This is a genomic window from Kitasatospora sp. GP30, from assembly GCF_029892145.1.
In the GTDB taxonomy this organism is placed as follows: domain Bacteria; phylum Actinomycetota; class Actinomycetes; order Streptomycetales; family Streptomycetaceae; genus Kitasatospora; species Kitasatospora acidiphila.
In genome coordinates, this window is record NZ_JARZAH010000009.1 from 185,716 (window position 1) to 210,189 (window position 24,474).

At 72.1% G+C, this 24,474-nt stretch carries 28 protein-coding genes; 6 read left to right on the forward strand and 22 right to left on the reverse strand.

From position 1 onward, the window contains the following. The first annotated feature begins 81 nt into the window (after nucleotides 1–81). Entirely contained in the window at nucleotides 82–603 is a 522-nt protein-coding gene (locus tag P3T35_RS16745) for a flavin reductase family protein (protein ID WP_280706509.1), read from the forward strand. A 17-nt stretch (nucleotides 604–620) separates the two neighbouring features. Here the strand turns inward: P3T35_RS16745 and arfB are convergent, their stop codons facing one another. Beyond that, a complete protein-coding gene (gene arfB / locus P3T35_RS16750) occupies nucleotides 621–1,055 on the reverse strand; it encodes an alternative ribosome rescue aminoacyl-tRNA hydrolase ArfB (protein WP_101381739.1) in 435 nt (144 codons plus the stop codon). A 52-nt stretch (nucleotides 1,056–1,107) separates the two neighbouring features. On the opposite strand from arfB, the gene P3T35_RS16755 reads away from it, so the two are divergent. Beyond that, on the forward strand, nucleotides 1,108–1,593 hold the full coding sequence (locus tag P3T35_RS16755) for a hypothetical protein (RefSeq protein WP_101385193.1): 486 nt from the start codon (nucleotides 1,108–1,110) through the stop codon (nucleotides 1,591–1,593). Between the two features lie 26 nt (nucleotides 1,594–1,619). Here P3T35_RS16755 and P3T35_RS16760 read toward each other — a convergent pair whose 3' ends face one another. The 7 genes from P3T35_RS16760 to P3T35_RS16790 all read right to left on the reverse strand — a co-directional run bounded on the left by P3T35_RS16760 (nucleotide 1,620) and on the right by P3T35_RS16790 (nucleotide 7,894). After that, nucleotides 1,620–2,798, reverse strand: a complete 1,179-nt coding sequence (locus P3T35_RS16760; RefSeq protein ID WP_101381738.1) for a hypothetical protein — start codon at nucleotides 2,796–2,798, stop codon at nucleotides 1,620–1,622. A 68-nt stretch (nucleotides 2,799–2,866) separates the two neighbouring features. Further along, on the reverse strand, nucleotides 2,867–3,364 hold the full coding sequence (locus P3T35_RS16765) for a DUF3180 domain-containing protein (protein ID WP_101381737.1): 498 nt from the start codon (nucleotides 3,362–3,364) through the stop codon (nucleotides 2,867–2,869). Nucleotides 3,365–3,443: 79 nt separating this feature from the next. Further along, entirely contained in the window at nucleotides 3,444–4,037 is a 594-nt protein-coding gene (gene folK / locus P3T35_RS16770; protein ID WP_101381736.1) for a 2-amino-4-hydroxy-6-hydroxymethyldihydropteridine diphosphokinase, read from the reverse strand. Between the two features lie 76 nt (nucleotides 4,038–4,113). Next, nucleotides 4,114–4,476, reverse strand: a complete 363-nt coding sequence (gene folB / locus P3T35_RS16775; protein WP_101381735.1) for a dihydroneopterin aldolase — start codon at nucleotides 4,474–4,476, stop codon at nucleotides 4,114–4,116. 99 nt (nucleotides 4,477–4,575) lie between these two features. Further along, nucleotides 4,576–5,088, reverse strand: coding sequence for a nuclear transport factor 2 family protein (locus tag P3T35_RS16780; protein ID WP_280706514.1), 513 nt, complete (start codon nucleotides 5,086–5,088; stop codon nucleotides 4,576–4,578). 31 nt (nucleotides 5,089–5,119) lie between these two features. Beyond that, on the reverse strand, nucleotides 5,120–5,974 hold the full coding sequence (gene folP / locus P3T35_RS16785; protein WP_101381733.1) for a dihydropteroate synthase: 855 nt from the start codon (nucleotides 5,972–5,974) through the stop codon (nucleotides 5,120–5,122). A 72-nt stretch (nucleotides 5,975–6,046) separates the two neighbouring features. Continuing rightward, a complete protein-coding gene (locus P3T35_RS16790; RefSeq protein ID WP_101381732.1) occupies nucleotides 6,047–7,894 on the reverse strand; it encodes a phosphatidylglycerol lysyltransferase domain-containing protein in 1,848 nt (615 codons plus the stop codon). Nucleotides 7,895–8,265: 371 nt separating this feature from the next. Here P3T35_RS16790 and P3T35_RS16795 point away from each other — a divergent pair, with 371 nt between their 5' ends. Next, a complete protein-coding gene (locus P3T35_RS16795; RefSeq protein ID WP_101381731.1) occupies nucleotides 8,266–9,444 on the forward strand; it encodes an alpha/beta hydrolase-fold protein in 1,179 nt (392 codons plus the stop codon). A 57-nt stretch (nucleotides 9,445–9,501) separates the two neighbouring features. Here the strand turns inward: P3T35_RS16795 and folE are convergent, their stop codons facing one another. The 6 genes from folE to dacB all read right to left on the reverse strand — a co-directional run bounded on the left by folE (nucleotide 9,502) and on the right by dacB (nucleotide 17,116). Then, nucleotides 9,502–10,107, reverse strand: coding sequence for a GTP cyclohydrolase I FolE (gene folE, locus P3T35_RS16800; RefSeq protein ID WP_101381730.1), 606 nt, complete (start codon nucleotides 10,105–10,107; stop codon nucleotides 9,502–9,504). 126 nt (nucleotides 10,108–10,233) lie between these two features. Further along, a complete protein-coding gene (ftsH, locus tag P3T35_RS16805) occupies nucleotides 10,234–12,264 on the reverse strand; it encodes an ATP-dependent zinc metalloprotease FtsH (protein WP_101381729.1) in 2,031 nt (676 codons plus the stop codon). A 273-nt stretch (nucleotides 12,265–12,537) separates the two neighbouring features. After that, the gene (gene hpt / locus P3T35_RS16810; RefSeq protein WP_101381728.1) at nucleotides 12,538–13,092 is read right to left on the reverse strand and encodes a hypoxanthine phosphoribosyltransferase; all 555 of its coding nucleotides are present in this window, start codon (nucleotides 13,090–13,092) and stop codon (nucleotides 12,538–12,540) included. A gap of 41 nt (nucleotides 13,093–13,133) precedes the next feature. Further along, nucleotides 13,134–14,306 carry a tRNA lysidine(34) synthetase TilS gene (gene tilS, locus P3T35_RS16815; RefSeq protein ID WP_101381727.1) on the reverse strand — a complete coding sequence of 391 codons (1,173 nt, stop codon included), beginning with the start codon at nucleotides 14,304–14,306 and terminating at the stop codon, nucleotides 13,134–13,136. A 156-nt stretch (nucleotides 14,307–14,462) separates the two neighbouring features. Next, nucleotides 14,463–15,650: a zinc-dependent metalloprotease gene (locus P3T35_RS16820; protein WP_101381726.1), complete on the reverse strand. Its 1,188-nt coding sequence runs from the start codon at nucleotides 15,648–15,650 to the stop codon at nucleotides 14,463–14,465. A 59-nt stretch (nucleotides 15,651–15,709) separates the two neighbouring features. Next, nucleotides 15,710–17,116, reverse strand: coding sequence for a D-alanyl-D-alanine carboxypeptidase/D-alanyl-D-alanine-endopeptidase (gene dacB, locus P3T35_RS16825; protein ID WP_280706521.1), 1,407 nt, complete (start codon nucleotides 17,114–17,116; stop codon nucleotides 15,710–15,712). 76 nt (nucleotides 17,117–17,192) lie between these two features. Between dacB and P3T35_RS16830 the strand changes: the two genes are divergently transcribed. Then, on the forward strand, nucleotides 17,193–17,681 hold the full coding sequence (locus P3T35_RS16830) for an inorganic diphosphatase (protein ID WP_101385192.1): 489 nt from the start codon (nucleotides 17,193–17,195) through the stop codon (nucleotides 17,679–17,681). A gap of 72 nt (nucleotides 17,682–17,753) precedes the next feature. On the opposite strand, the gene P3T35_RS16835 is transcribed toward P3T35_RS16830, so the two are convergent. Beyond that, entirely contained in the window at nucleotides 17,754–18,257 is a 504-nt protein-coding gene (locus P3T35_RS16835) for an ABC transporter substrate-binding protein (protein WP_101381724.1), read from the reverse strand. A 313-nt stretch (nucleotides 18,258–18,570) separates the two neighbouring features. Between P3T35_RS16835 and dtd the strand changes: the two genes are divergently transcribed. Beyond that, the gene (gene dtd, locus P3T35_RS16840; protein ID WP_101385191.1) at nucleotides 18,571–19,032 is read left to right on the forward strand and encodes a D-aminoacyl-tRNA deacylase; all 462 of its coding nucleotides are present in this window, start codon (nucleotides 18,571–18,573) and stop codon (nucleotides 19,030–19,032) included. Between the two features lie 13 nt (nucleotides 19,033–19,045). Here the strand turns inward: dtd and P3T35_RS16845 are convergent, their stop codons facing one another. The 3 genes from P3T35_RS16845 to P3T35_RS16855 are packed head-to-tail and all read right to left on the reverse strand — an operon-like array spanning nucleotide 19,046 to nucleotide 21,107. Further along, nucleotides 19,046–20,008, reverse strand: a complete 963-nt coding sequence (locus P3T35_RS16845; RefSeq protein WP_101381723.1) for a glycine cleavage T C-terminal barrel domain-containing protein — start codon at nucleotides 20,006–20,008, stop codon at nucleotides 19,046–19,048. 10 nt (nucleotides 20,009–20,018) lie between these two features. Continuing rightward, nucleotides 20,019–20,462: a Fur family transcriptional regulator gene (locus P3T35_RS16850; RefSeq protein WP_101381722.1), complete on the reverse strand. Its 444-nt coding sequence runs from the start codon at nucleotides 20,460–20,462 to the stop codon at nucleotides 20,019–20,021. Between the two features lie 60 nt (nucleotides 20,463–20,522). After that, nucleotides 20,523–21,107 carry an FABP family protein gene (locus P3T35_RS16855; RefSeq protein ID WP_101381721.1) on the reverse strand — a complete coding sequence of 195 codons (585 nt, stop codon included), beginning with the start codon at nucleotides 21,105–21,107 and terminating at the stop codon, nucleotides 20,523–20,525. Nucleotides 21,108–21,380: 273 nt separating this feature from the next. Here P3T35_RS16855 and P3T35_RS16860 point away from each other — a divergent pair, with 273 nt between their 5' ends. Further along, nucleotides 21,381–21,743, forward strand: coding sequence for a DsrE family protein (locus P3T35_RS16860; RefSeq protein ID WP_101381720.1), 363 nt, complete (start codon nucleotides 21,381–21,383; stop codon nucleotides 21,741–21,743). Here the strand turns inward: P3T35_RS16860 and P3T35_RS16865 are convergent. From P3T35_RS16865 to P3T35_RS16880, 4 genes are all read right to left on the reverse strand, one after another. Next, on the reverse strand, nucleotides 21,737–21,997 hold the full coding sequence (locus P3T35_RS16865; protein WP_280706556.1) for a hypothetical protein: 261 nt from the start codon (nucleotides 21,995–21,997) through the stop codon (nucleotides 21,737–21,739). The genes P3T35_RS16860 and P3T35_RS16865 overlap by 7 nt on opposite strands. Before the next feature lie 119 nt (nucleotides 21,998–22,116). Further along, the gene (locus P3T35_RS16870) at nucleotides 22,117–22,407 is read right to left on the reverse strand and encodes a DUF1416 domain-containing protein (RefSeq protein WP_101381718.1); all 291 of its coding nucleotides are present in this window, start codon (nucleotides 22,405–22,407) and stop codon (nucleotides 22,117–22,119) included. A gap of 36 nt (nucleotides 22,408–22,443) precedes the next feature. After that, complete coding sequence (locus P3T35_RS16875; RefSeq protein WP_101381717.1) at nucleotides 22,444–23,286, reverse strand: sulfurtransferase; 843 nt, start codon at nucleotides 23,284–23,286, stop codon at nucleotides 22,444–22,446. Between the two features lie 427 nt (nucleotides 23,287–23,713). Further along, nucleotides 23,714–24,409: a DUF2993 domain-containing protein gene (locus tag P3T35_RS16880; protein WP_101381716.1), complete on the reverse strand. Its 696-nt coding sequence runs from the start codon at nucleotides 24,407–24,409 to the stop codon at nucleotides 23,714–23,716. Between the last annotated feature and the right edge of the window lie 65 nt (nucleotides 24,410–24,474).

Sequence of the window (24,474 nt, forward strand, 5' to 3'; positions counted from 1 at the left end):
GCGCCCGAGAAGGGGCCTAGGACCCGGCTTAGGACCACCGCCGGATGCCGTCGACACAGCCCGGGGGCTACCGTGCGGTACGTGTCCACCTCGCCGCAACACCTCACCACCCCCAACGCCACCCCGGACGAGTTCCGCGCCGCGCTCACCCAGCTGGCCTCCGGAGTCGCCCTGGTGACCGCCTCCGACGCGGGCGACGACGCGGGCATGACCGCGACCTCGTTCCTGTCGGTCTCGCTGGAACCGCCGCTGGTGCTGGTCTCGGTGCGCGAGGACTCCCGGATGGACGAAGTGCTCTCCCGGGTCGACCTGTGGGCCGTCTCACTCCTCGGCGAGGAGCACAAGGCGGTGGCCGCCCGGTTCGCCATGAAGGGGCGGCTCAGCGACCGCCTGCTGTTCGCCGACACCCCGCACGAGCGCTCCGAGCTGACCGACTCACCGCTGATCGGCGGCGCCCTGGCGACCGTGGAGTGCCGCACCGAGCAGCGGATAGCCGCGGGCGACCACACCCTGGTGCTCGGCCGGGTGCTGCGGGCCCGGGTGCCGGCCCCGGACGGCCGGCCGCTGCTCTACTTCCGCGGCGGCTACCGGCAGCTGGGCTGAGCCGGCCTCCTGATCGGTTAATCGGTGGCGCGCGGCGCCGACCGGCCGCGCTTGAGCTCCGCGCGGTGCTTCTTGTTCGACAGCCGCCGCTCGACCATCCCGCGGCTGGGCTTGGTGGCCCGGCGGGCCTTGGGCGGCGGGGCGGTCGCCTCACCGAGCAGCGAGGCCAGCCGGGCGGCCGCCACCTCGCGGTTGCGCCACTGCGAGCGGTGCTCGCTGGCCCGCACCACCAGCACCCGGCCGTCCACCAGCCGGTGCGCCAGCCGCTCCAGGGCGCGCTGCTTCCAGACCTCGGGCAGCGCCGCGGAGGCCACCAGGTCGTAGCGCAGCTCGACCTGGGTGTCGGAGGTGTTCACATGCTGGCCACCGGGGCCGCTGGATCGGGAGAAGCGCCAGACGAGCTCGGCGTCCGGCACCACCACCGAGCCCCGAACGCGCACTGGCTCGGGCATACCCCCATCATCCCGGGCGTACCCCCGCCGCGTCACGCGGTTAAATGTGCGGGTGATCGAGCTCGGCTACTCCCTCTCGCTGCGGATCCCCGACCCCCCGCAGACCGACTACCGCACCGCCTCCGTGAAGGCGCTGCGGCACGACCTGTTCTGCGGGGACGTGTACGTGGCGGAGGACGCGCTGGAGTTGTCCACCGCCTGGGGCTGGGTGCCGGTGCTGGACTTCGCCTGGGCGCTGTGCGACATCGTGGAGCAACTGGACGAGGACCCGCGCGGCAGCCGGGCCGCCGCGCTGCGCACCGCCGACCTGGACTTCACCCAGAACACCGAACTGCTCAGGTTCGCCCGGCGGTTCGGGCATGTGGAGATCATCGCCAGCTGGCTGGACGAGCCGCCGCTGGTGGTGCGCCACGAGGAACTGCGGCGCGAGGCCCGGGACTTCCTGCAGGACGTGCTGGCCGATCTGACCGACCTGCACCCGGAGCTGGGCGACAACCCGAACATCTGGGTGCTGGCCGGTCGTTATCCGCGAATCTGAGCAACGCTCAACTCTTCGAGCGGACTTCAGCTGTGCTTGGCGCGCAGCTCGACGACGTCCAGCAGCTCGGTCTCGTCCTCGGGAGTCAGGTCGACCACCTCGGCGCCGACCACCTCGTCGCCCAGCACATCGGCCAGGTCGTCCTGCGCCTGGCCGGCCTGCTCCGGCTCCGCCCGCTCGGCGCGCTGCTGGACCAGCTCGCTGACCGAGCGCACCGACGGGGCCGGCGCGGCCACCCGCGGTGCCGCGCCCCGGTCGAAGAAGCTGAACGACGGCGCGGGACGGCTGCCCGGCACCGGCGGGCGCGGGCGCTGCCGGGCCACCGGCACCATGGCGGCGGCCGCGGCGGCCTGCTCGGTGGGTGCGGCGAGCATCGGGCGCACCGGGGAGGCGGCCACCGCGGGGCGCTCGCCGGGGGTCTGCGCGGCGGGCGCGGCCTTGGCCTCGGTCTCGGTGGCCGCGGGTCCGGCCTTCGGCCGGGCGGCCGGCTCGACGACGGCCGGCGTGTGCTGGGCGCGCACCTCGGGCAGCGCGGCGGGCACCGCGTCCGGCAGGGCGGCGGGCAGCGCCTCGGGCAGCGCAGGGGCCTCGGCCGGCCGCGCCGGCGGCAGTGCGGCGGGCTGCCGGGCGGCCTGGCGGCGCGCCAGGTGCTCGGCCTGCGCCTCGGCCAGCTCGGCGCGGCGGGCCATCGCGCGCAGCGCGTTCGCCGCCCGCAGATAGGCGACCGGGGTCACCGGGTACTTGGGGCGGGCCGCCTCGATGGCCCGCTGCGTCGCCTCGGCCTCCTTGAGCGCCTGCTCGGCGGCCAGCACCGCGCGCTCCTTGAGCAGCCGGGCGATCTCGGTCTCCGCCTTCGCCAGCCGGGACTTCTCCGCGGTCAGCCGGCGGCCGAGCCGTGCCGCCCGCTCCTCGGCCACCTCGGCGGCGTACTCGGCCTCGGCGAGCTGCTCCTCGAACCGCTCCTCGTCACGGATCCGGCGGGCCGCGGCGGCATCGGCGGCGGCCCGGGCGGCGCGGTCGCGCTGCCGCAGCACCATCGCCAGGCCGAGCACGGCCAGCACTGCGGCCGCCCCGACCGAGCGGACCACCATGTGGTCCGCGCCGAGCAGCAGCTCGGCGAGCGCGGCCACCGTGAGGACGGCCGCGGCGGCGGGGCCGATCGCACGGCTGAGGAGTGAGGAGTGTCGGTGGCGTCCGCGAGGCATGGTCAAAAAACTAGCGTGCGCCGAACCTGAGTGTTTCCTTGGGGTGGGGGCCTGCGGTCGATACCTGGTCAGCGCGGCGACGAGGCCGGGCCCTTGCCCCGGTCGTGGTTGCCGCCGTCGTCCGGGAGCTTGCAGATGTGCTGCAGCCACAGGGCCACCGCGACCACGGCGGCACCCGCCAGCACCGCCAGCCCGGCGGTGATCGCCGGGCCGCGGTGGGAGTCGAAGTCCGGCAGGGTGAGCAGCTCGATGCCCAGGCCCGCGTAGATCCCGCTGACCACCGCGGAGGCCAGCGCACTGGCCTGCCCGAGCACCACGGCCCGGGCGGCCAGCAGCGGGTCGACCCGCTTGGCGCCCGGCGCCCGGTCCCGGATCGCCTTCAGCCGGGACCGCAGCGAGATGGCCACCGCCAGCAGGATCACGGCGACCACCGCCAGCACCACCGGTGCGGCGGCGGGCGTGCCGGGCAGCGTGTCCAGCGAGTTCCACAACTTCGCGCCGGCCCAGGCGAGGGCCGTGGTGACCACGAAGATGGCCAGCAGGAGACGCAGGCGCAGCGGCTTCACTTCCGGGTGTTCCCTTCTGACGGACGGTCGGCCGTCGCCTCGACCCTACTCCGGCGGCCGCGGCCCGACGGCGGCCTGCCTACTGCGGCAGCTGCAGCCCGATGTCGGTGCGGCGGCGCACGTCCTGGCTGTCTCCGATGGCGGCGAGCAGTTCGGCGACCGGCCCGTGCCCGGGCAGCTCGGCGACCGGGTCGGCGTCCAGCCAGGGAGCCAGCACGAAGGCCCGCTCATGCGCCCGCGGGTGCGGCAGCAGCAGCACCGGGTCCTCGCTCAGCACGCCCTGGAAGCTGATGATGTCGACGTCCAGGGTGCGGGCGCCCCAGCGCACGGTGCGCTCCCGGCCGAACGCGTCCTCGATCGCGTTGGCCCGCTCCAGCAGCGAGTACGGCGGCAGCGTGGTGCGCAGCAGCACCACGGCGTTGTAGTAGTTGGGCTGCTCGGCGGGGCCGCCCAGCGCCTCGGTCTCGAAGACGCCGGACACGCCGGTGATCTTCAGGCCGGGGGTGTCGCCCAGTGCGTCCACCGCGCCCTGCAGGGTCTCCAGCCGGTTGCCCAGGTTGCTGCCCAGGGCCACCACGGCGGTGCGCGGGTTGGCCAGCGTGGTGTCGGCGCTGTCCAGACGGTGCTGCAGGTTGAAGGTGGTCGGGGTGGCGGTCGGGTCGCTGGTGCTCATCGATCGTCCTCCTGGGCGTGGGGGGCGTTCCCGGCCGAAGGCTGGGGGTAGCTGCTGGGCGGTCGTACGGGGGCCGTCACGGGCGGCCCCGGTGGATGGTGACGGTCACGTCGTCGAAGGGCACGGTGATCGGCGCGTCCGGCTTGTGGACGGTGACCTCGACCTCCTCGACCGGCTCGTGCTTGAGGCACTGGTCGGCGATCCGCTGGGCCAGCGTCTCGATCAGGTCCACCGGCTCGCCGGCGATGATCGCGGTGACCTCCTCCGCGACGATCCCGTAGTGGGCCGTGCGGGTGAGGTCGTCACCGGAGGCAGCCGGGCGGGTGTCGAGGTGGAGCACCACGTCGACCACGAAGGTCTGGCCCTCGATCCGCTCGCGCTCGAAGACGCCGTGGTGGCCGCGGGCGCGCAAGCCCTTCAGGGTGACACGGTCAAGCACCAGAAATCACTGCTCCTGATCTGGGTCCGGCGGGCCCCGTCGCCCACCGACCATCGAATCTACCCTCGGCTGCCGACGGTTCGGCCCCGGGGCCGGACGTCAGCCCCGGTCATCGTCGTCGTCATCGTCATCGCCGCTGGTCAGCACCGGTGAGCCGTGGTGCGACCAGAGCCGCCAGCCGTCCGGGGTACGACGGAACAGGTTGGTGGCGACCACCTTGCCGCCGACCAGCGGGCCCAGCTCCCCCTCCTCCTCGGCCTCGCCGCCGGACAGGATGTTCTCGGTGCAGGTGACCAGCGCCACATCGCCCTGCACCTCGGCCTCGACATCGGTCAGGAAGAACTGGATGTACTCCGTGTTCATCATGATCAGGAGGTAGGAGCGGGTCACCTGGGCCCGGCCGCGCAGCACCGGCCAGCCGGGGTGCACGCAGACCACACCGCCCTTGTCGTCGGCGTCGGCGGCGGAGAGCCAGACGTCCTCCAGCGCCTCCAGGTCGTTGTTCTCCAGCGACTCGTACAGCCGCTGGTTCGCGGCCAGCACCGCCTCGCGGTCGGCCTCCAGGGCCGCCGTCTTGCCGTTGTTGCCGTTGCCCAGCGAGTCACCGGTCACGCCACCACCCACCTTCCGTCCGCCCGTCTGCTCAGCTCGGCCCGGCGGCGCGCCAGGCGGCGACCACCCGGACGGCATCCGCGGTGCCCGCCACGTCGTGCACCCGCACCGCCCAGGCCCCCGCTCGGGCCGACAGCACCGAGATCGCCGCGGTCGCGTCGTCGCGCCGGCGGGGTGGACGCAGCTCGCCGGTTTGCGGGTCGGCGAGCAGCGTACCCAGGAACCGCTTGCGCGATGCGGCCACCAGTACCGGGTGACCCAAGGCGGTCAGCGCGTCCAAACCTCCCAGCAGCGCCCAGTTGTGCTCGGCGGTCTTCGCGAAACCGAGCCCCGGGTCCAGGATCAGCTGCTCCCCCTTGACCCCGGCCGCGAGCAGCGCCTCCATCCGGGCGGTCAGCTCGGCGACCACATCGGCCACCACGTCACCGTAGACGGCCCGCTGCTCCATGTCGGCCGACTGGCCGCGCCAGTGCATCACCACGAACGGAGCCCCGCTGTCGGCCACCACCTGGGCCATCGCCGGGTCGGCCAGCCCGCCGGAGACGTCGTTGACCAGCACCGCGCCGGCTGCCAGCGACTGCTCGGCCACCGAGGCGCGCATGGTGTCCACCGAGACCGGCACCCCGGCGGCGGCCAGCTCGCGCACCACCGGGATCACCCGGCGCAGCTCCTCCTCCTCGGTGACCCGCTGGGAGCCCGGCCGGGTCGACTCGCCGCCCACGTCCACCAGGTCGGCACCGCGGGCCACCAGGTCGAGGCCGTGCGCCACCGCCTTGTGCGGATCCAGCCAGCGGCCGCCGTCCGAGAAGGAGTCGGGGGTCACATTGACGACCCCCATCACGGCACAGCGATCAAAAACCGGCAAACCGGGCAACGGGTTGTTCATGGGCCCATTATCGGCCCGCAACCCGCTGCCCGGTTTGCCGGTTTGCCGGTCTTCCGGTCTGCCCGGTGCGGCTCAGGCGGCCGGGGCGATCGAGCCCGACTGCTCGGCCGACGCCGGCATCAGCCCCTGGCGCTGCTTCTTGCGGCCGAACCGCGGCATGCCCAGGGTGATGAACGCCTCCGCCTGCATCGCCGCGAAGCCGATCCGCGGCAGGTCCCGGGTGTTCGGGTAGACCAGGAACCGCGGCTCCCACTCCGGCTGGAACTTGGCGTTGAACTTGTACAGCGACTCGATCTGGAACCAGCGGGAGAGGAAGACCAGCAGCCCGCGCCAGGCCCGCAGCACCGGCCCGGCCCCGATCCGCTCACCGCGGGCCAGCGCCGACCGGAACATCGCGAAGTTCAGCGAGACCCGGCGGATGCCCATCGCCGGCACCGCCTCCAGGGCCGCGACGATCAGCAGCTCGTTGAGGCCGGGGTCGGCCGCCCGGTCGCGGCGCATCAGCTCCAGCGAGATGCCGTCCTCGCCCCAGGGCACGAAGTGCAGCACGGCCTTGAGGTCGTCCGCGTTCGGGTCCTCGCCCTCGCCGGGCGCCTTGTGGGCGGTGACCACCACGCAGTCGTCGTCGCCGGGGTCGCCGAACCGGCCGAGCGCCATCGAGAAGCCGCGTTCGGTGTCGGTGCCCCGCCAGCGGGCGGCGGCATCGGCGATCCGCCGCTTGTCCTCCAGGCTCAGGTCGCCGACCCGGCGCACCTGGCAGGAGTAGCCGTTGCGCTCGATCCGCTTGACCATCTGGCGGACGTTGCGCATCGCCCGGCCGGCCAGCGAGAAGGTGCTGGTGTCCACGATCGCCTCGTCACCCAGCTCCAGCGCGTCCAGGTGGGCCTCGCGGGTCCAGACCTCGCCGCCGGTCTCGCTGCAGCCCATCACGGCCGGCACCCAGGCGTGCTCTCGGGCCTGCGCCATGAAGGTCTTGATCGCACCGGGCCAGGCCTCGACGTCGCCCACCGGGTCGCCGGAGGCCAGCATCACGCCGGAGACCACCCGGTAGGAGATCGCCGCCTTGCCGGTCGGCGAGAACAGCACGCTCTTGTCCCGGCGCAGCGCGAAGTAGCCCAGCGAGTCGCGCTTGCCGTGCCGGTCGAGCAGGGCGCGGACCTTGGCCTCGTCGTCGGCGGTGAGCTCCGGCTCCGGCTTGCCCGGGCGCAGCAGCAGGTAGGCGGTGGAGAAGGCGGTCAGCAGGCCGAGGCCGGCCAGCGAGTAGCCGACCAGGTCGCCGACCCGGTCCGGGTGGTAGCGGACCGGGCCGTCCAGGCCGAACAGCCCCCAGACCGTCTCCCGGATCCGGGCCATCAGGCTCGGGTGCCCCATCTCGCGGGCCGAGTGCGAGTTGACGATCAAGAAGCCCAGACCGAGGCTGATCGCGCCCATCACCACGAGGTTCAGCAGCGCCCGCCAGCGGGTGCGCGGGTCCGCCTTGGCGTAGAACTCGCGGCGGTGCACCAGCATCACCGCGGTGAGCACCAGCGAGACCACGGCCGGGCCGATCTGGTGCCAGCGCACGATGTGCAGCGCCGCGCCGACCGGCAGAAGCACGCAGACCATCCGCCAGGCCCGGCGCTTGCGGCGGCGCAGGGCGTGTGCCAGCAGCACCAGCAGCAGGCCGATCACCAGGGTGCCGGCGGTGGCGATGGTCGTGGTGGTGCCGGGCAGCTCGCCGGCCCAGGTGTGCACCCGGGTGTGGCGCAGCCGCGGGAAGACGCCGCTGGCGATGTCCACCAGACCGACCAGCAGGGTGGCGTAGCCGACCACACCGGGCAGCCAAGCACGCGGTACGGCGGCGGCTTGGGTACGCAGCGTCTGCAGCCCCCTGCGGCGGGGCTGCTCCTGGGACGACTCAGCGGACACGGGAACGCTCATGGAAGTTCAGAGTAGAGGCTGCGCGCGGGTGGCCGATCACCCCGAGGGGTGAGCCGGGAGGGACCTTCATCCTTTTTTCCCAATCCAGACCAAGAGACCATCAAGAGCGAGTAATGGGTGGCTCACCTGCACCGAGGCGTCCCGTCCCCGGAACGCGGCCGGCCCCCCTGCGAGTGGCGACGCCGAAGTCTAGAGCTTTGGTTCCTGTGGGTGAAGCCGGGCGCCTACCAGCGGTTCAACCGTGCCGCAACCGGTGCCGCGCACGTTGCCCCTGTGGCACCGCGGCTCGGGTGGCCCTCCCCCGAGCGACCCGGGGATGATGGGGCAGCAGTACCCCACCAACATGCTGACGGACCGCCAGGGGGTCTGGGATGCAGCTGACCAGCACCGCGCTGGTGTACCTCGCCACGGCCGTCGCCGTGCTAGCGACCGTCGCCACCGTGTGGCTCTGGCCCCGGCTGGCCGGCGGTCATCCATGGCAACTCCTGGGCCGCATCGGCCTGTTGATCTTCACTCAGCTGACGGTACTGGCGGTCGCCGGACTGACGCTCAACAACTCCTACGGCTTCTACACCTCTTGGGGCGACCTGCTGCAGTCCGACACCAGGCCGCTCACCCTGGCCCAGTCGGGCGGCGGACGGTCGGGGCCGCCGTCCGGCGACACCCTGGTGCGGCCCACCGACGAGGGCGGCCTCGGCACGGTGACCGACCTGCCGCAGGGGCCGCCGGAACAGGTCGGCCGGGTGGAGTCGATCCGGGTGACCGGAAAGGCCAGCGGACTCTCCGACCAGATGTTCATCTATCTGCCACCCGAATACTTCAATCCCCGGTACTCCCGGCAGCGCTTCCCGGTGCTGCTCGCCCTGGCCGGCTACCCCGGCGGGGCGCTCCACCTGCTGACCGAGCTGCACACCCCGCAGCGCGTCTCGGAGCTGCAGCGCACCGGGCGGATGGCCCCCACCGTGGTGGTGCTGGCCCGGCCCACGGTGGCCGCCCCGCGCAACACCGAGTGTGTGGACGTGCCCGGCGGCCCGGCCACCGAGACCTGGTTCGCCAAGGACCTGCCGGCGGCGCTGCGATCCGCCTACCGGGTGAGCCGGTCGCCGCAGTCCTGGGGCGTGCTGGGGTACTCGACCGGCGGGAGTTGCGCGCTGCGGCTGGCGCTGCGCGACCCCGGCTCCTACGGCAGCGCGGCCGCCCTGCACGCCGACTACCAGGTGGCCGGCGACTGGGCGACCGGGGACCTGTTCGGCGGCAGCCAGCAGCTGGCGCAGAGCTACGACCTGGCGTGGCGGCTGCAGCACCTGCCGGTGCCCGCCTCCTCGCTGCTGATCGTCAGCACCAGGACCGAGGACGACTACTCGGCCACCCAGCAGTTCCTGGCCACCGCCGCGACGGTGACCAAGGCCCACCCGGAACTCCGGGTGGACGCGCTCTTCCTGCCGGACGGGGGGCACAGCTTCGACACCTGGCGGCGCGAGCTGCCGGCGGCGCTGGAGTGGCTCAGCGACCGGTTGGCACCCCCACCGGACCGGGAGCCGGCAAGCTGAGCGCCCCTGACCGGCGGTCAGGGGCGCTCAGCGGGGCTCACCAGGACCCAGGAGGGCTCAGCGGCTCATGATGAGGCTCATCGCCTCGGCGCGGGTGGCGGGGTCGCGCAGCTGGCCGCGGACGGCCGAGGTGAGGGTCTTGGCGCCGGGCTTGCGGATCCCGCGCATCGACATGCACATGTGCTCGCACTCGATCACCACGATCGCCCCGCGCGGCTCCAGGATCCGCATCAGCGAGTCGGCGACCTGGCTGGTCAGGCGCTCCTGCACCTGGGGGCGGCGGGCGTAGACGTCGACCAGCCGGGCCAGCTTGGACAGGCCGGTGATCTTGCCGCTGACGGCCGGGATGTAGCCCACGTGCGCGACGCCCTGGAACGGCACCAGGTGGTGCTCGCAGGTGGAGAACACCTCGATGTCCTTGACCAGCACCATCTCGTCGTGGCCGAGGTCGAAGGTGGTGGTCAGCACGTCCTCCGGCTCCTGCCACAGGCCCGCGAATATCTCCTTGTAGGCGCGCGCCACCCGGGCGGGCGTGTCCAGCAGACCCTCGCGGTCCGGATCCTCACCGACGGCGATCAGAAGCTCTCGAACGGCGTTCTCGGCCCGCTTCTGGTCGAAGGTGCCGATGCCGGACTGTCCGTCGAGCGTCACCGGATCGATCATGCGAGCCTCGCAAACTAGCTGGGTGAAGGGTCTGAACAGCACAGATGCCGCGCCTCAAGGGTACAAACCCGTCAGGCGCGGCATCCATTCCGCTGTTCAACTGCGGCGCGCAAGGCGCCGGCGGCCTCAGTTCTCGGTGGTCTCGCCGGTCACCGGAGGCAGCTTGACGATGTCCACCGGACCGGCACCGGCCGCACCGTTGCTGAGCGCCAGCTCCTTGGGCGACTGCACCGGCGGGCGGGTGGACGGGGTGCGGCGGGCCGACCCGGTCCAGGCCGGACGGGCCGGGCGCTTGACGATCGGGGCGAAGATCTCGGCCAGCTGCTCCTTGTTCAGGGTCTCCTTCTCCAGGAGCTCCAGGACCAGGTTGTCGAGCACGTCCCGGTTCTCGACCAGGATCTCCCAGGCCTCGTTGTGGGCGTTCTCGATCAGCTTCTTGACCTCTTCGTCCACCAGCCCGGCGACCTCCTCGGAGTAGTCGCGCTGGTGGCCCATCTCGCGGCCGAGGAACGGCTCGGCGTTGTCGGTGCCGAACTTGATCGCGCCGAGCCGCTCGGTCATGCCGAACTGGGTGACCATCGCGCGGGCCGTACCGGTGGCCTTCTCGATGTCGTCGGCCGCACCGGTGGTCGGGTCGTGGAAGACCAGCTCCTCGGCCGCCCGGCCGCCCATCATGTAGGCGAGGCGGTCGAGCATCTCGTTGCGGGTCTGCGAGTACTTGTCCTCCTCCGGCAGCACCATGGTGTAACCCAGGGCGCGGCCGCGGGACAGGATGGTGACCTTGTGCACCGGGTCGGAGTTGGGCGAAGCCGCCGCGACCAGGGCGTGACCGCCCTCGTGGTACGCGGTGATCTTCTTCTCCTTCTCCGACATGATCCGGGTGCGCTTCTGCGGGCCGGCCACCACGCGGTCGATCGCCTCGTCCAGGAGGGAGTTGTCGATCAGCTTGCGGTCCGAGCGGGCGGTCAGCAGGGCCGCCTCGTTCAGCACGTTGGACAGGTCGGCACCGGTGAAGCCGGGGGTCCGCTTGGCGACGGCCGACAGGTCGACGTCCGGCGCGATCGGCTTGCCCTTCTGGTGCACCTTGAGGATGTCCAGGCGGCCCTGCAGGTCGGGGCGCTCCACCGCGACCTGGCGGTCGAAGCGGCCCGGGCGCAGCAGCGCCGGGTCCAGGATGTCCGGGCGGTTGGTGGCGGCGATCAGGATCACGCCGCCCTTGACGTCGAAGCCGTCCATCTCGACCAGCAGCTGGTTGAGGGTCTGCTCGCGCTCGTCGTGGCCGCCGCCGAGGCCGGCGCCGCGGTGCCGGCCGACCGCGTCGATCTCGTCGACGAAGATGATCGCCGGCGCGTTCGCCTTGGCCTGCTCGAACAGGTCGCGGACCCGGGAGGCACCGACACCGACGAACATCTCGACGAAGTCCGAGCCGGAGATCGAGTAGAACGGCACGCCCGCCTCGCCCGCGACGGCACGCGCGAGCAGGGTCTTACCGGTTCCGGGCGGGCCGTAGAGCAGCACACCCTTGGGGATCTTGGCACCGACCGCCTGGAACTTCGACGGCTCCTGCAGGAACTCCTTGATCTCCTGGAGCTCCTCGACCGCCTCGTCGGCACCGGCCACGTCGGAGAAGGTGGTCTTCGGGGTGTCCTTGGTGAGCAGCTTGGCCTTGGACTTGCCGAACTGCATGACCCGAGAGCCGCCACCCTGCATCTGGTTCATCAGGAACAGGAAGATCAGCACGATGACCACGATCGGCAGCATCGAGACCAGCAGGCTGACGAAGGTGGACTGCTTCTCGGGGCTGATGGTGTAGCCCTGCGGGGGCATCAGCGAGGCGTTGTCGGACATCTTCTCGGCGATGTCCTTGCCCTGGTCGCCGATGTACGAGGCCTGGAACTTGGTGCCCGACGGGACCTTGCCGTTGCCGCCGGCCGGCAGCGCGGTGCCGTCCTTCAGTTCGATCTTGATCGTCTGGGAGTCACCGGTGGTGATCTGCGCCTGCTTGACGTTGCCAGCGTTAATCGCCTGGACCACCTGGCCGGTGTCGACCGTCTTGTAGCCGTTCGAGTCCGAAACGACGTTCATCAGCACAATGACGGCGACGACTGCCAGGAGGATCCATGCGATCGGCGCGCGGAAGTATCGCTTGACGTCCATCCATGCGGGGCGTTGCCGCCCCGTCCCTCCTGCCACTCAAACGGCACCTGGCGGCACTCGGCCGTCGGCGCTCCTGATGATGTGCGTACGCACCCCGCGCGGCACCGGATTCAGTCCAGCCGGACCAGTCCAGTACGAAGAGCGGGTAATTTGACCGTACAGCAGTCGCACCCCGCTCCGGGCGGAGCGCAACGTTACGGTCTATGCAGTTGTCCGTTCGCCGACTCCAACGGGTGGAATCGGTGAGGTGTTCCCTTTCGCGCCGATCGGCGCTCAGCCGCCGTAGACGTGTGGGGCGAGCGTACCGATGAACGGGAGGTTGCGGAGCTTCTCCGCGTAGTCCAGCCCGTACCCGACCACGAATTCGTTGGGGATGTCGAAGCCGACGTACTTGACGTCGATCTCCACCTTGGCCGCGTCCGGCTTGCGCAGCAGGGTGCAGACCTCGAGCGAGGCCGGCCCGCGCGAGCCCAGGTTGCCAAGCAGCCAGGACAGCGTCAGACCGGAGTCGATGATGTCCTCGACGATCAGCACGTCGCGGCCGGCGATGTCGGTGTCCAGGTCCTTGAGGATCCGCACCACGCCGGACGACTTGGTGCCCATGCCGTACGAGGAGACCGCCATCCAGTCCATGGTGACCTTGGAGTGCAGCGTCCGGGCCAGGTCCGCCATCACCATGACGGCGCCCTTCAGGACACCGACGATCAGCAGGTCCTTCCCCTCGTAATCCCGGTCGATCCGCTCGGCCAGCTCGGCCAGCTTCGCATCGATCTCGTCCTTGCTGATGAGCACCTTTGCCAGATCGGCGCCCATGTCCTTTGCGTCCACCGGGAGTACGTCCTCAAGGGTTCGTGGTCCTGTGCCGGCGGTCAGTCGGTCCGCCGCCGAAACACCAGGTTGCCACACCGGCGGGTGACCTCGACTCCCCCGGGTAGCTGCAGCGGCCCCTGACCGCGCCAGCCGGTGACCAGCGAGTCCACGGTTTCCAGGTGCCGGGCGAACAGGTCGCCGGCCGGGGAGCCGGTGCGCAGCGCCACCCGGCGCAGCACCCGGCGGCGCACCGCGGCCGGCAGCAGACCCAGCTCGGCCACGGAGAGTGAGCCCCGGCCGTCGTGCGGGTCACGGCGGTAGAGGTCCTGCTCGGCACGCTCGGCCCACTGGTCCAGCGCGTCGGCGTCGTCCCGGAACAGCCGGGCGGTGCGGGCCAGCGCCTCCACCACCCCGGCGCCGAGGTGCTTCTCCAGCACCGGGAGGACCTCGTGGCGCACCCGGGCGCGGGTGTAGGCCGGGTCCAGGTTGTGCGGGTCCTCCCAGACCGGGATGGACTGGGCGGCGCAGGCCTGCCGGGTGGCGGCCCGGTCCACGTCCAGCAGCGGGCGCCGGTAGTGGCCCTTGCGGCCCGGCATGCCGGCCAGCGAGCGGGCGCCGGAGCCGCGGGCCAGGCCCAGCAGCACGGTCTCGGCCTGGTCGTCCCTGGTGTGGCCGAGGAAGACGGCCAGGGCCCGGTGGCGCTCGGCGGCGGCGTCCAGCGCGGCGTACCGGGCCTCCCGGGCGGCGTTCTCGGGCCCGCCGTGCCGGCCAACCTGCACGGTGACCGCCTCCACGGGGTCGAGGCCGAAGGCGCGCAGCCGCTCGGCGACCTGCCGGGCGCGGTCGGCGCTGCCGTCCTGCAGACCGTGGTCGACGGTGACCGCGCCGACCCGCAGGCCGAGCTTGGGGGCCTCGAAGGCGGTGGCGCTGGCGAGTGCCATGGAGTCGGCTCCGCCGCTGACGGCGACCAGCACCAGCGGTGCGTCGGGGGCGGCGGGGGTGCGCGGCAGCCCGGAGGGGTGGCGGCGGGCGTTGCCGATCAGCACGGTGGCGGGACTGCCGGCGGCGGGGGCGGTGGGCGGCACGGTGGCGGGCAACCGGCTATGGGCGGTCTGCCTGTTCACGGCGGGGATGGGGGCGGGGGCGCCGGACGCGACGGCCTCGGCCGCCAGGTCCGCCAGGGCGCGGCGGACGGCCAGGCGTATCGCCGCGACCGCGGGGTGTGGGGCCATGGGAAGCAGCTCCTCGGACGGAGGGACCGGTCGGATTGTGACCGAGTGCTCACAGATCGTCGCAGAACGGAAGGCACGCCCGAGCCCCCCGCGCCACCGGTACGACCACGGTCCCACGGACGGGTGAATGAAGAAACGTATCGGCGCCAGGCCGCTTCACTCGTCCGGGGGCTTCGGTTGGGACTGGCGTCCGACCCGGGCCACCCAGGCCGCCGGGTTCTGGATCTCCTCCCTGGTCGGCAGGGTGTTCGGGGAGGTCCACACCCGGTTGAAGCCGTCCATCCCGATCCGGTCCAGCACCCCGCGCACGAAGACCGCGCCGTCCTGGTACTGGCGCAGCTTGGCGTCCATCCCGAGCAGCTTGCGCAGCATCAGGTCCAGCCGTCCGGCGCCGCGGTCCCGGCGGCGCTGGAACTTCTCCCGGATCTCCCCGACGCTGGGCACCACGGACGGCCCGACGCCGTCCATCACCACGTCGGCGTGCCCCTCCAGCAGCGACATCACCGCGGTCAGCCGGGCCAGGATCTCCCGCTGCCGGGGCGTCTGCACCACCTCCAGCAGGCCGCCCGCGCCACTGGCCGGCCGCTCCCCCGGGGCCAGCGCCTCGCGCAGCCGCTCCAGCAGCGCGACCGGCTCGACATCCGTCTCGGCGAGGAACGACTGCACCTCGGACTGCACGTGGTCGCGCAGCCAGGGCACCGCGCCGAACTGGGTGCGGTGGGTCTCCTCGTGCAGGCACACCCAGAGCCGGAAGTCGTGCGGGTCGACGTCCAGCTCCCGCTCCACCTGGACGATGTTCGGCGCCACCAGCAGCAGCCGGCCCGGCGCCGCGCCGATCGGCTCCGGGCTGCCGGTCCGGGGCCGGTCGAACAGGCCGGCCGGACTGTCCGGGGCGACCACCGGGGGCTCCGCGTCGGCGAAGGTCTCGTACTGGCCCAGCACCTTGCCGGAGAGCAGCGCCAGCACCGCGCCCAGTTCCACGGCGGTGACCTTCTCGCCGACCGCGCCGAGCACCGCGCCGCCCGGGGTCTCGGCCCGGCGGGCCGCCAGCCTGCGGGTCAGCGGGCCGATCACGGCCCGGAAACCGGCAACGTTCGCCCGCACCCAGCCGGGGCGGTCCACCACCAGCACCTGGGCCGCGCCCCGGCTGCCGAGCCGCTCGGGGCGCATCCGGGTGTACTCGCGCACCGCGCCCTCGGCGGTCCGGGCGTGCCCGCGCAGCTCGGCCACCACCGCGGCGGCCTCCGCCCGGGTGACCACCGGGCCCGGGCGGGCCAGCCGGGTCGCGGTCGCGACCGCGAGATTCCAGTCGACCATGTCCGCACCGCCGCTCGCGCTCGTCATGCCCTCACGGTACGTGCTGCACCGCCGTGGCGGCAGCGCCGGGAAGCATTCCGACGGATTCAGTGGCAGCCGCAGGCGGCGAGCTTGACGACGATCCGGTCCATCGCGGTGTGGGCGGCGCCCGCGTCGTCGGCGCCCTTGGACATCAGCGCGAAGGCCAGCACCCGTCCGTCCGCGTCCACCACGGTGCCGGCCAGGGTGCTCACGCCGGACAGCGAGCCGGTCTTGGCCCGCACGATGCCGGCGCCGTCGGCGGTGCCCTGGTCGGCGGTGTAGCGCATGCGCAGGGTGCCGGTGAAGCCGGCGATCGGCATGCCGGTGAGCGCCGGGCGCAGCCGCGGGTGGTCCGGCGAGGCGGCCAGCGCCACCAGATCGGCCAGCGCCGCCGCCGGGAGGGTGTTCCTGGAGTTCATGCCACTGCCGTCGAACAGCTGCACGCCCTGGGTCGGCAGGCCCAGCTTGGTCAGCTCGGCCAGGGTCGCGGCACCGGCCCCCTCGTAGCTGGCCGGCTGGTGCGAGGCCAGCGCCACCTGCCGGCCGATCGCCTCGGCCAGCGTGTTGTCGGAGTTGGTCAGGGCCCGCTCGATCAGCCGGACGACGGTCGGCGACTGCACCTGGCCGAGCACCGTGGCGCCGGTCTGGGCCTGCTCCTCCTTGGGCTTGTCGGCCACCTTCACGCCCTGGGCGGCGAGCAGCGCGGTGAACTCGGCGACCGCCTGCCCGGTCGGGTCCTCCACCCGCCCCGGGGCGTCGACGTCGTCGGTGGCGGTGATCCGGCCCTCGTCGACCATCAGCGCCGTCATCGGGCCGAGGTCGGTGCCGTCGTTGAACGGGTGGAACGGCGAGCCGGTGAAGAGCGAGGTGTCGTAGCCGAGGTGAACGGTGGTCAGGCCGGCCGCCCTGAGCGCGGCGGCGGTCTGCCGGGCCAGCTCGGGCATCGAGGCCGGGGCCGAGTCGGTGTCGACCGGGGCGCCGCCGATCCTGATCTGGTCCCGGTTCAGACCGGTCAGCGTCGGGTCGCCGCCGCCGACCAGCACGATCTCGTCCGGGGCGGTGCCCTTGACCACCTTGGTGGTCAGCCGGGTCTGCTGCGGCAGCAGGCTGAGCGCGGCCACCGAGGTGGCCACCTTGGTGGTGGAGGCCGGGGTGGCCGGGGCGGTCTCGTTCCCGCCCAGCAGCAGCTTGCCGGTGCCGGCGTCGACGATCGCGAAGCTCAGCTCGGCCAGCGCCCTGTCGGTGGTGAGGGTGCCGAGCGCGGCCTGCACCCCCGCGGTGGTCGGCGCGCCGTCCGTGCCCTGCTGTACCGCCGGCTGCAGCACCACGGGCGCGGCGGGCGATGCGCCGACGGCCGGGCCGCCGCGCTCGGTGGGCACGGCCGGATGCGCCGGTCCGCCGCCGGCCAGCACCGCGAACCCGGCCAGCGCCGCGAGCAGCGCCGCCGTCCTGCCCCGGTATGTCCCTGCCACAGCCCAACCCCTTTCCACAGCACCCCCCGCTGTAGGAGACACTGGGATTCTGTCAGTCCCTACCTTGGAGGCACCGTTGGAGTTCGACGTCACCATTGAGATCCCGAAGGGCTCCCGCAACAAGTACGAGGTCGACCATGAGACCGGTCGTCTTCGCCTGGACCGGATGCTCTTCACCTCGACCCGTTACCCGGCCGACTACGGCTTCGTCGAGGGCACTCTCGGCGAGGACGGCGACCCGCTGGACGCCCTGGTCATTCTGGACGAGCCGACCTTCCCCGGCTGCCTGATCAAGTGCCGCGCCATCGGCATGTTCAAGATGACCGACGAGGCGGGCGGCGACGACAAGCTGCTCTGCGTCCCGGCCACCGACCCGCGCTGGGAGCACCTGCGGGACATCCACCACGTCTCCGAGTTCGACCGCCTGGAGATCCAGCACTTCTTCGAGGTCTACAAGGACCTGGAGCCGGGCAAGTCGGTCGAGGGCGCCGAGTGGGTCGGCCGCCTGGAGGCGGAGACCGAGATCACCGCGTCGATCAAGCGCCTGGCCGAGCAGGGCCACTGATCCCCTGGGCGGGGCCGGCGGGGTGCTGACCGAGCGCCCGGCCGGCCCCGCCGTCGTTCCGCCGGGCGGGTCTCAGTCGACCAGCAGGTCCTCGACCCGGGCCTCGCCCTCCCGGTACCGGCGGGTGATCTCGGCGCTGCACCAGTCGGCGGTGCGCTGCAGCTCGGAGCGGCGCCCGGAGATCTCCCGCTCGCTGGCGGTCAGCCGGTCCAGCGCGGCCAGCAGCTCGGCGCTGGCGTGCGCGGCCAGGTCGGCCAGCTGCACGTCCCCCATCAGGGCGTCCGCCTGCTCCTGGTACTGCTCACCGCGCGGGGTGCCCAGGGTGACGTGCCGGGCCGACTGGCGCACGGGCGAGGGGGCGTCCGCGAGGATCTGCGGCAGCCGGTGCAGCAGCGTCTCGGCCGCCGGGGCCGGCTGCCGGGCCAGGGTGCGGCGGTCCAGCTCGGCCCGCAGGATGTCCACCCGCCCCTGCAACAGCCGCCGCAGGTAGGACAGATCGGCCTCCTGCTCCAGCGCGTCGGTGCGCAGCATGCGCAGTTCGGCGAGGCCGAGAGCGGCCAGCTGAGTCGTGTCCATCGAAGCAACCACCTGCCGTCGCGTCCTTCGGTCCCACCCTTGTGCACCGCCCGCCTGCGGGTTGCACGAACGACGGTTCCCAAGGGTTCCCCGCCCCGCCGATGCCACCCGCCCGGGCTAGCCGCACCGGCACGGGCTTCCGAACGGTCCGAACGGCCGTCCGGGCGGCCAGGGCGCGGCCACCCCTCGATCGTGCCATCCCGCGGGCCGCCGCGCGGCGCAGATGCACCCGTACGGCCGCCTGGCGAACGGGTGTCGTTGATATGACCTGGCAGCGACCGCCGGCGGCCCGGCCTGGTGGACAATGGCCGGCATGCGAGCAGTGGTGCAGCGGGTGAGCGAGGCCGCCGTGACGGTCGGCGGGGAGACGGTCGGGGCGATCAGCGGCCCGGGCCTGTGCGTACTGGTGGGCGTCACCCATGACGACACCCCGGCCCAGGCCGCGCAGCTGGCCCGCAAGCTCTGGTCGCTGCGCCTCTTCGAGGGTGGGGGCCCCTCCCGGCCGAAGGCTGAGGGCGAGAGTGAGCTGTCCTGCTCGGACTTCGACGGGCCGCTGCTGGTGATCAGCCAGTTCACCCTCTACGGCGACGCCCGCAAGGGCCGCCGCCCCACCTGGAACGCCGCGGCGCCCGGCCCGGTCGCCGAGCCGCTGGTGGCCGAGGTGGTCGAGCAGCTGCGCGCCCTCGGCGCCAAGGTGGAGACCGGCCGGTTCGGCGCGGACATGAAGGTCTCGCTGGTGAACGACGGGCCGTTCACCGTGCTGCTGGAGGTCTGATCCCCGGCAGCCGTCAGGGCGCCACCACGACGTCCTGGGTGCCCGGCACGGTGCCGGCCAGCAGCACCGCGTCCACCGGGGTGTTCCGCTTGACCAGGGCCAGCGCGATCGGGCCCAGCTCGTAGTGGCGGGCCGAGGAGGTCACGAAGCCCACCGGGCGGCCTTCCGGGTCGCCGGCCGGGCGCAGCTCGGTGCCGTGCGGGGGCAGGGTCTCCTCGGTGCCGTCCAGGTGCAGGAAGACCAGGCGGCGCGGCGGCCTGCCCAGGTTGTGCACCCGGGCCACGGTCTCCTGGCCGCGGTAGCAGCCCTTGTTGAGGTGGACGGCGGTGCGCAGCCAGTCCACCTCGTGCGGGATGGTGCGGTGGTCGGTCTCGAAGCCCAGCCGTGGGCGGTGCGCCTCGATCCGCAGCGCCTCGTACGCCCAGACACCCGCCGGGCTGCCGAACTCCTCGGTGAGCGCGGCGAGTTCGGCGCGCGGCAGGAACAGGTCGCGGCCCCACGGGAGTTCCCGCACGGCGGCCGCCGCCGTGGCAGCGGCCGAGTTGCCGGCCGGCAGGTGGACCACCGCGAACCTCTCGGTGGCGTCGGCGATCTCGACCCGGTACATGAACTTCATCCGCTCCAGGTACTCGATCAGCGCGCCCTGGGTGCCGGGCTCGACGTGCGCCCAGGTGGTGGTGCCGTCGTCGACCAGGTAGAGGGCGTGCTCGACGTGCCCGTGCGGGGAGAGGATCAGCGCCTCCACGGCCTGCTGCGGCGGGAGTTCACTGACGTGCTGGGTGACCAGCAGGTGCAGCCAGCTGAGCCGGTCCGGGCCGGTCACGGTGACCACGCCGCGGTGCGACAGGTCGGTGAAGGCGCGGCCGGCGGCCAGCTCGCGCTGTTCGCGGAAGAGGTCGCCGTAGTGCGCCGCGACCCCCTCGTCGGGCCCCTCGGCGGGGACGGCTCCGGGCAGGGACAGCAGCGGGCTCTTCATGCCCGCCAGCTTACGACTGCCCCTGCCGGAGCTTGGCCGTGCAGTCCGCGCAGCGGCCGAAGATCGCGAAGTGCTTGAGGTCGGTGTCGAAGCCGTGCTGGTCACGCAGGGCGTCGATGAGCGGGGTGGCGATCGCGGTGTCGGTCTCGATGACCGAGCCGCAGTCCCGGCAGACCAGGTGCAGGTGGTGGTGGCGGCCGGCCAGGTGGTAGGTCGGCGCGCCGTGGCCCAGGTGGGCGTGCGAGACCAGCCCGAGCTCCTCCAGCAGCTCCAGGTTGCGGTAGACCGTGGAGATGTTCACCCCACTGGCGGTCCGCCGGACCTGGGAGAGGATCTCCTCCGGGGTGGCGTGGTCGAGCACGTCCACCGCCTCCAGCACCAGCTGGCGCTGCGGGGTGAGGCGGTAGCCGCGCTCGCGCAGATCGGCCTTCCAGTCGGTCGTACCGTCGTTCACTGCGTTGATGCCGTCCCTCGCTCGGTGGGGATCGGTGGCGATCGGTGGGTGCCCAGCCGCTCAGCGGAAGAAGGCGATCCCGTCGTCCGGCAGGTCGTTGACGTCCTTGACCAGCTGGGCCGGGTTGAGCACCTTCTTGAGCTGGGCGGACATGTACGGGCGCAGCGGCACCTCGGGCGCCTGCTTCTCGCCGACCCAGAGCAGCTGCTCCTCGACGAAGCCGTAGAGCCGCTTGCCGCCGCTGTACGGGGCCGAGCCCTCGACCCGGGCCACGGCGTCGGTGGCCAGCTCGATCTGGGGCTTGCCGTCGGCCAGCTTGCCGTACCAGATCTCCACGGTGCCGTCGTCGCGGACCAGCGAGAGCTCCACCTCGCGCTCGCCGCTGGTGCCGCGCTGGTTGGTGGTGACGCGCCAGAAGCCGTGCTCGTTCTCCAGCGGGCGGACCTTGTCGCCCTCGGCGTTCAGCACCCAGGTGCGGGAGCGGAACTCCAGGAACGGCCGGCCGTCGTGCCGGAACACGATCTCCTGGCCGAAGTTGCACTTCTCCGAGCCGGGGAAGTCATGGACGCCCGCGCCCTCCCAGGTGCCGAGGAGGAAGGCCAGCGAAACGACGTCCGGGTGGAGGTCAGAAGGGATCTCGATCATGGTCCTGAGGGCGGTCGGGGATGGAGCGGACAACCCCTACGGTACCGGGAGGGATCAGCGCTGGCCCTGGTACAGCTTCATCACCGAGAAGGCGGCGAACCAGACGATCACGATGGACATGACGGCCAGCAGAACATCGAAGAAGATCTCAAGGCCACTCATGGGGCGCTCCCGGTTCGGCTCAACTACGGACGGACGGTGACGGCGCGAGTCTATCGGTCGGGCACCGGGGTGACGCGGTGAGGGCCACCACAACCGGTCTAGGCTGACCGCGTGTCGAAGAAGCTGGTCATCAAGGTCACCGCCGGAGCCGATGCGCCCGAGCGCTGCTCCCAGGCGTTCACCGTCGCGGCCGTCGCGGTCGCCAGCGGGGTCGAGGTCTCGCTCTGGCTCACCGGGGAGTCGTCCTGGTTCGCGCTGCCCGGCCGGGCGGCCGAGTTCGAGCTTCCGCATGCCGCGCCGCTGCCGGAGCTGCTGGAGGGGATCCTGGCGGCGGGCACGGTCACGCTGTGCACCCAGTGCGCGGCCCGCCGGGGTATCGAGCAGGCCGACGTGGTGGCCGGTGTCCGGATCGCGGGCGCCCAGGTCTTCGTCAGCGAGATCATGGGCGACGGGGTGCAGGCGCTGGTCTACTGACGGTCGCGCGGCTCCCGGGGCTCCCTGGGCTCGTGGTCGGGACGGTCGCGGTCGTGGCCCGGCTTGTCCCAGTCCGGGTCGTCCCAGCGTGGGTCCTCCCACCAGTCGTCCTCGGGGTCGCGCCGGTTGGCGAAGACGGCCGCCAGCGGCGGGATCACCATGGCCACCACGCACATGCCGATCGCCGCGCCGACCGAGAAGAACCGCACGACTCCCCAGGCCAGGACGAAGAGCCCGAGGCAGACGCCCATCATCACGAAGTAGTAGCGGTGCCGGTTGCGCTGCTGCACACCTTCACGGTAGAGCGTTGACGGTAAAGCGACGAGCCCCCGCCAGGGCAGGGGCTCGTCGCTCGGTTCCGGCGGATCGCCGCTCAGACCGCGATCGGGACCTCGGTCAGCGCGCCCTTGGACGCGACCACCTTGCGGTCCACGGTCGCGCCCGGCACCAGCGCGCGCACGGTCCACTGGCCCTCGGCCGCGAAGAAGCGGAACTGGCCGGTCGCCGAGGTCGGCACCTCGGCGGTGAACTCGCCGCTCGCGTCGAGCAGCCGGACGTAGCCGTTGACCGGCTCGCCGTCGCGGGTCACCGAACCCTGGATGATCGTCTCGTTCGCCACGTCAACTCCTGCCAGGTCGGGCCCGCCGGCCTTCGCACCACACATGTCTCTTCTCCTTGCTCGTGAAGCCGCGCGCGGTGCTCAGTTGGCGCCGAGCTCGATCGGCACGCCGACCAGGCTGCCGTACTCGGTCCAGGAGCCGTCGTAGTTCTTGACGTTCTCCTGGCCCAGCAGCTGGTGCAGCACGAACCAGGTGAGCGCGGAGCGCTCGCCGATCCGGCAGTAGGCGATGGTGTCCTTGGACAGGTCGACGCCCTCGGCGGCGTAGAGGGCGCGCAGTTCCTCGTCCGACTTGAAGGTGCCGTCGTCGTTGGCGTTCTTCGACCACGGGATGTTGCGGGCGCTCGGCACGTGGCCCGGGCGCTGCGACTGCTCCTGCGGCAGGTGGGCCGGGGCCAGCAAGCGGCCGGAGAACTCGTCGGGCGAGCGGACGTCGACCAGGTTCTTGGTGCCGATGGCCTTCACCACGTCGTCGCGGAAGGCGCGCAGGGCGGTGTTCTGGGCCTGGGCCCGGTAGTCGGTGGCCGGGCGGTTCGGGACCTCGGCGCCGTCGACCAGGTCGCGGGAGTCCAGCTCCCACTTCTTGCGGCCGCCGTCGAGCAGGCGCACGTCCTGGTGGCCGTAGAGCTTGAAGTACCAGAAGGCGTAGGAGGCGAACCAGTTGTTGTTGCCGCCGTAGAGCACCACGGTGTCGTCGTTGGCGATGCCCTTGGCGCTCAGCAGCGCCTCGAAGCCGGCCTGGTCGATGAAGTCGCGGCGGACCGGGTCCTGGAGGTCCTTCTTCCAGTCGATCCGGACGGCGTTCTTGATGTGGTTCTTGTCGTACGCGGCGGTGTCCTCGTCCACCTCGACGATGACGACCTTCGGGTCGTCCAGGTGGGCCTGGACCCAGTCGGCGTCGACCAGGACGTCACTGCGGCTCATGTCTTCTGTCTCCATCCGGGGGCGGTTGGCGGAAGGTGATGGCCCGGACGGCGGTCGATCGGCCCCATGAGTCCACTTGTCCGATTTTCTGTCCGGATAGTGGGATAGTGAACGGGGTACGAGGTGCCGTCGGGCAGTACGCGGGAGGTGCGGCCGCGGGCTTGCAACATGCCCGATCCGGCCGCGGCAGCAGGTGGGTGGCGCTTGGAGCCTGCCTGGGCAGGCCGCCGATCAGCGCATTCGACAGAGGCAGGCAGCCACGCGGCAGAGGTCTACCGCCCGCCGCTTGGTGAGATTCGCCCGTCGCTTCATGGGCACGATGCTAGGGAGCCGATCCCGTCCCTGTCACCAACATGTCGAATAGTGAGATGAAATATGTCGAATGCTGGGATTTGACCCCGTCACGGCCGTGCTCGGCCGGTCGGGCTCAGCTGGTCAGCGTGACGCCGGTGCCCGCGAAGGAGAGTTCGATGCCGCCCGGCTGCGGGGTCACGCTGTCCAGGTGCAGCCCCACCGGCAGCCCCTGCAGGGTGAAGCTCTTGGCGCCGAGGTCCCGCTGGATCATCCCGCCCACGCCGGGCATGGCGGCGAGGCCGGGCGGCATGTTGCCGACGCTGCCGACCAGGATCGTGTTGCCGTTGTTCTGCAGCGTCACCGTGGCGGACAGCTTCTGGCCGAGCATCTCGTAGCCCACCTTGACCAGCCCGGGGCCGCCGTAGCCGAGCGAGATCCGCGAGTCCAGGCCCATCAGGTCGTGCACCTCCTGGTAGCCGATCAGGCCGTGGCCGCTCCCGGAGTCCACCGTCGCCGAGGTGTAGCCGGAGTTCACCTTGACCCCGCTCAGATCGGCCCGGAAGTCGTGCAGCTGGACGCTCTGCCCGCCGTTGCCGGTCAGCGTCATGTTGGCGGCCGACAGCGAGACCTTGCCGAGCTTCTGGTCGATCAGGTCGGTCAGGAACGGCATGTCGTCGATGGAGACCGTGGGACGCCCCGATATGCCCTGGTGGCCGGCCAGCTTGTCGGCCGCCTGGCTCTCCGCCACGTTCACGGCCACCCGGTCCGCGCCCACCAGCAGGCCGGCGAGCACCACGACCGGGACGGTCACCTTGATCCAGGTCCGCATCGACTTCCCTCTCCCCGTTGACGGCCACCGGCGCTTCCCCGGCGGCCCTGCCGTCGCCGGTACGA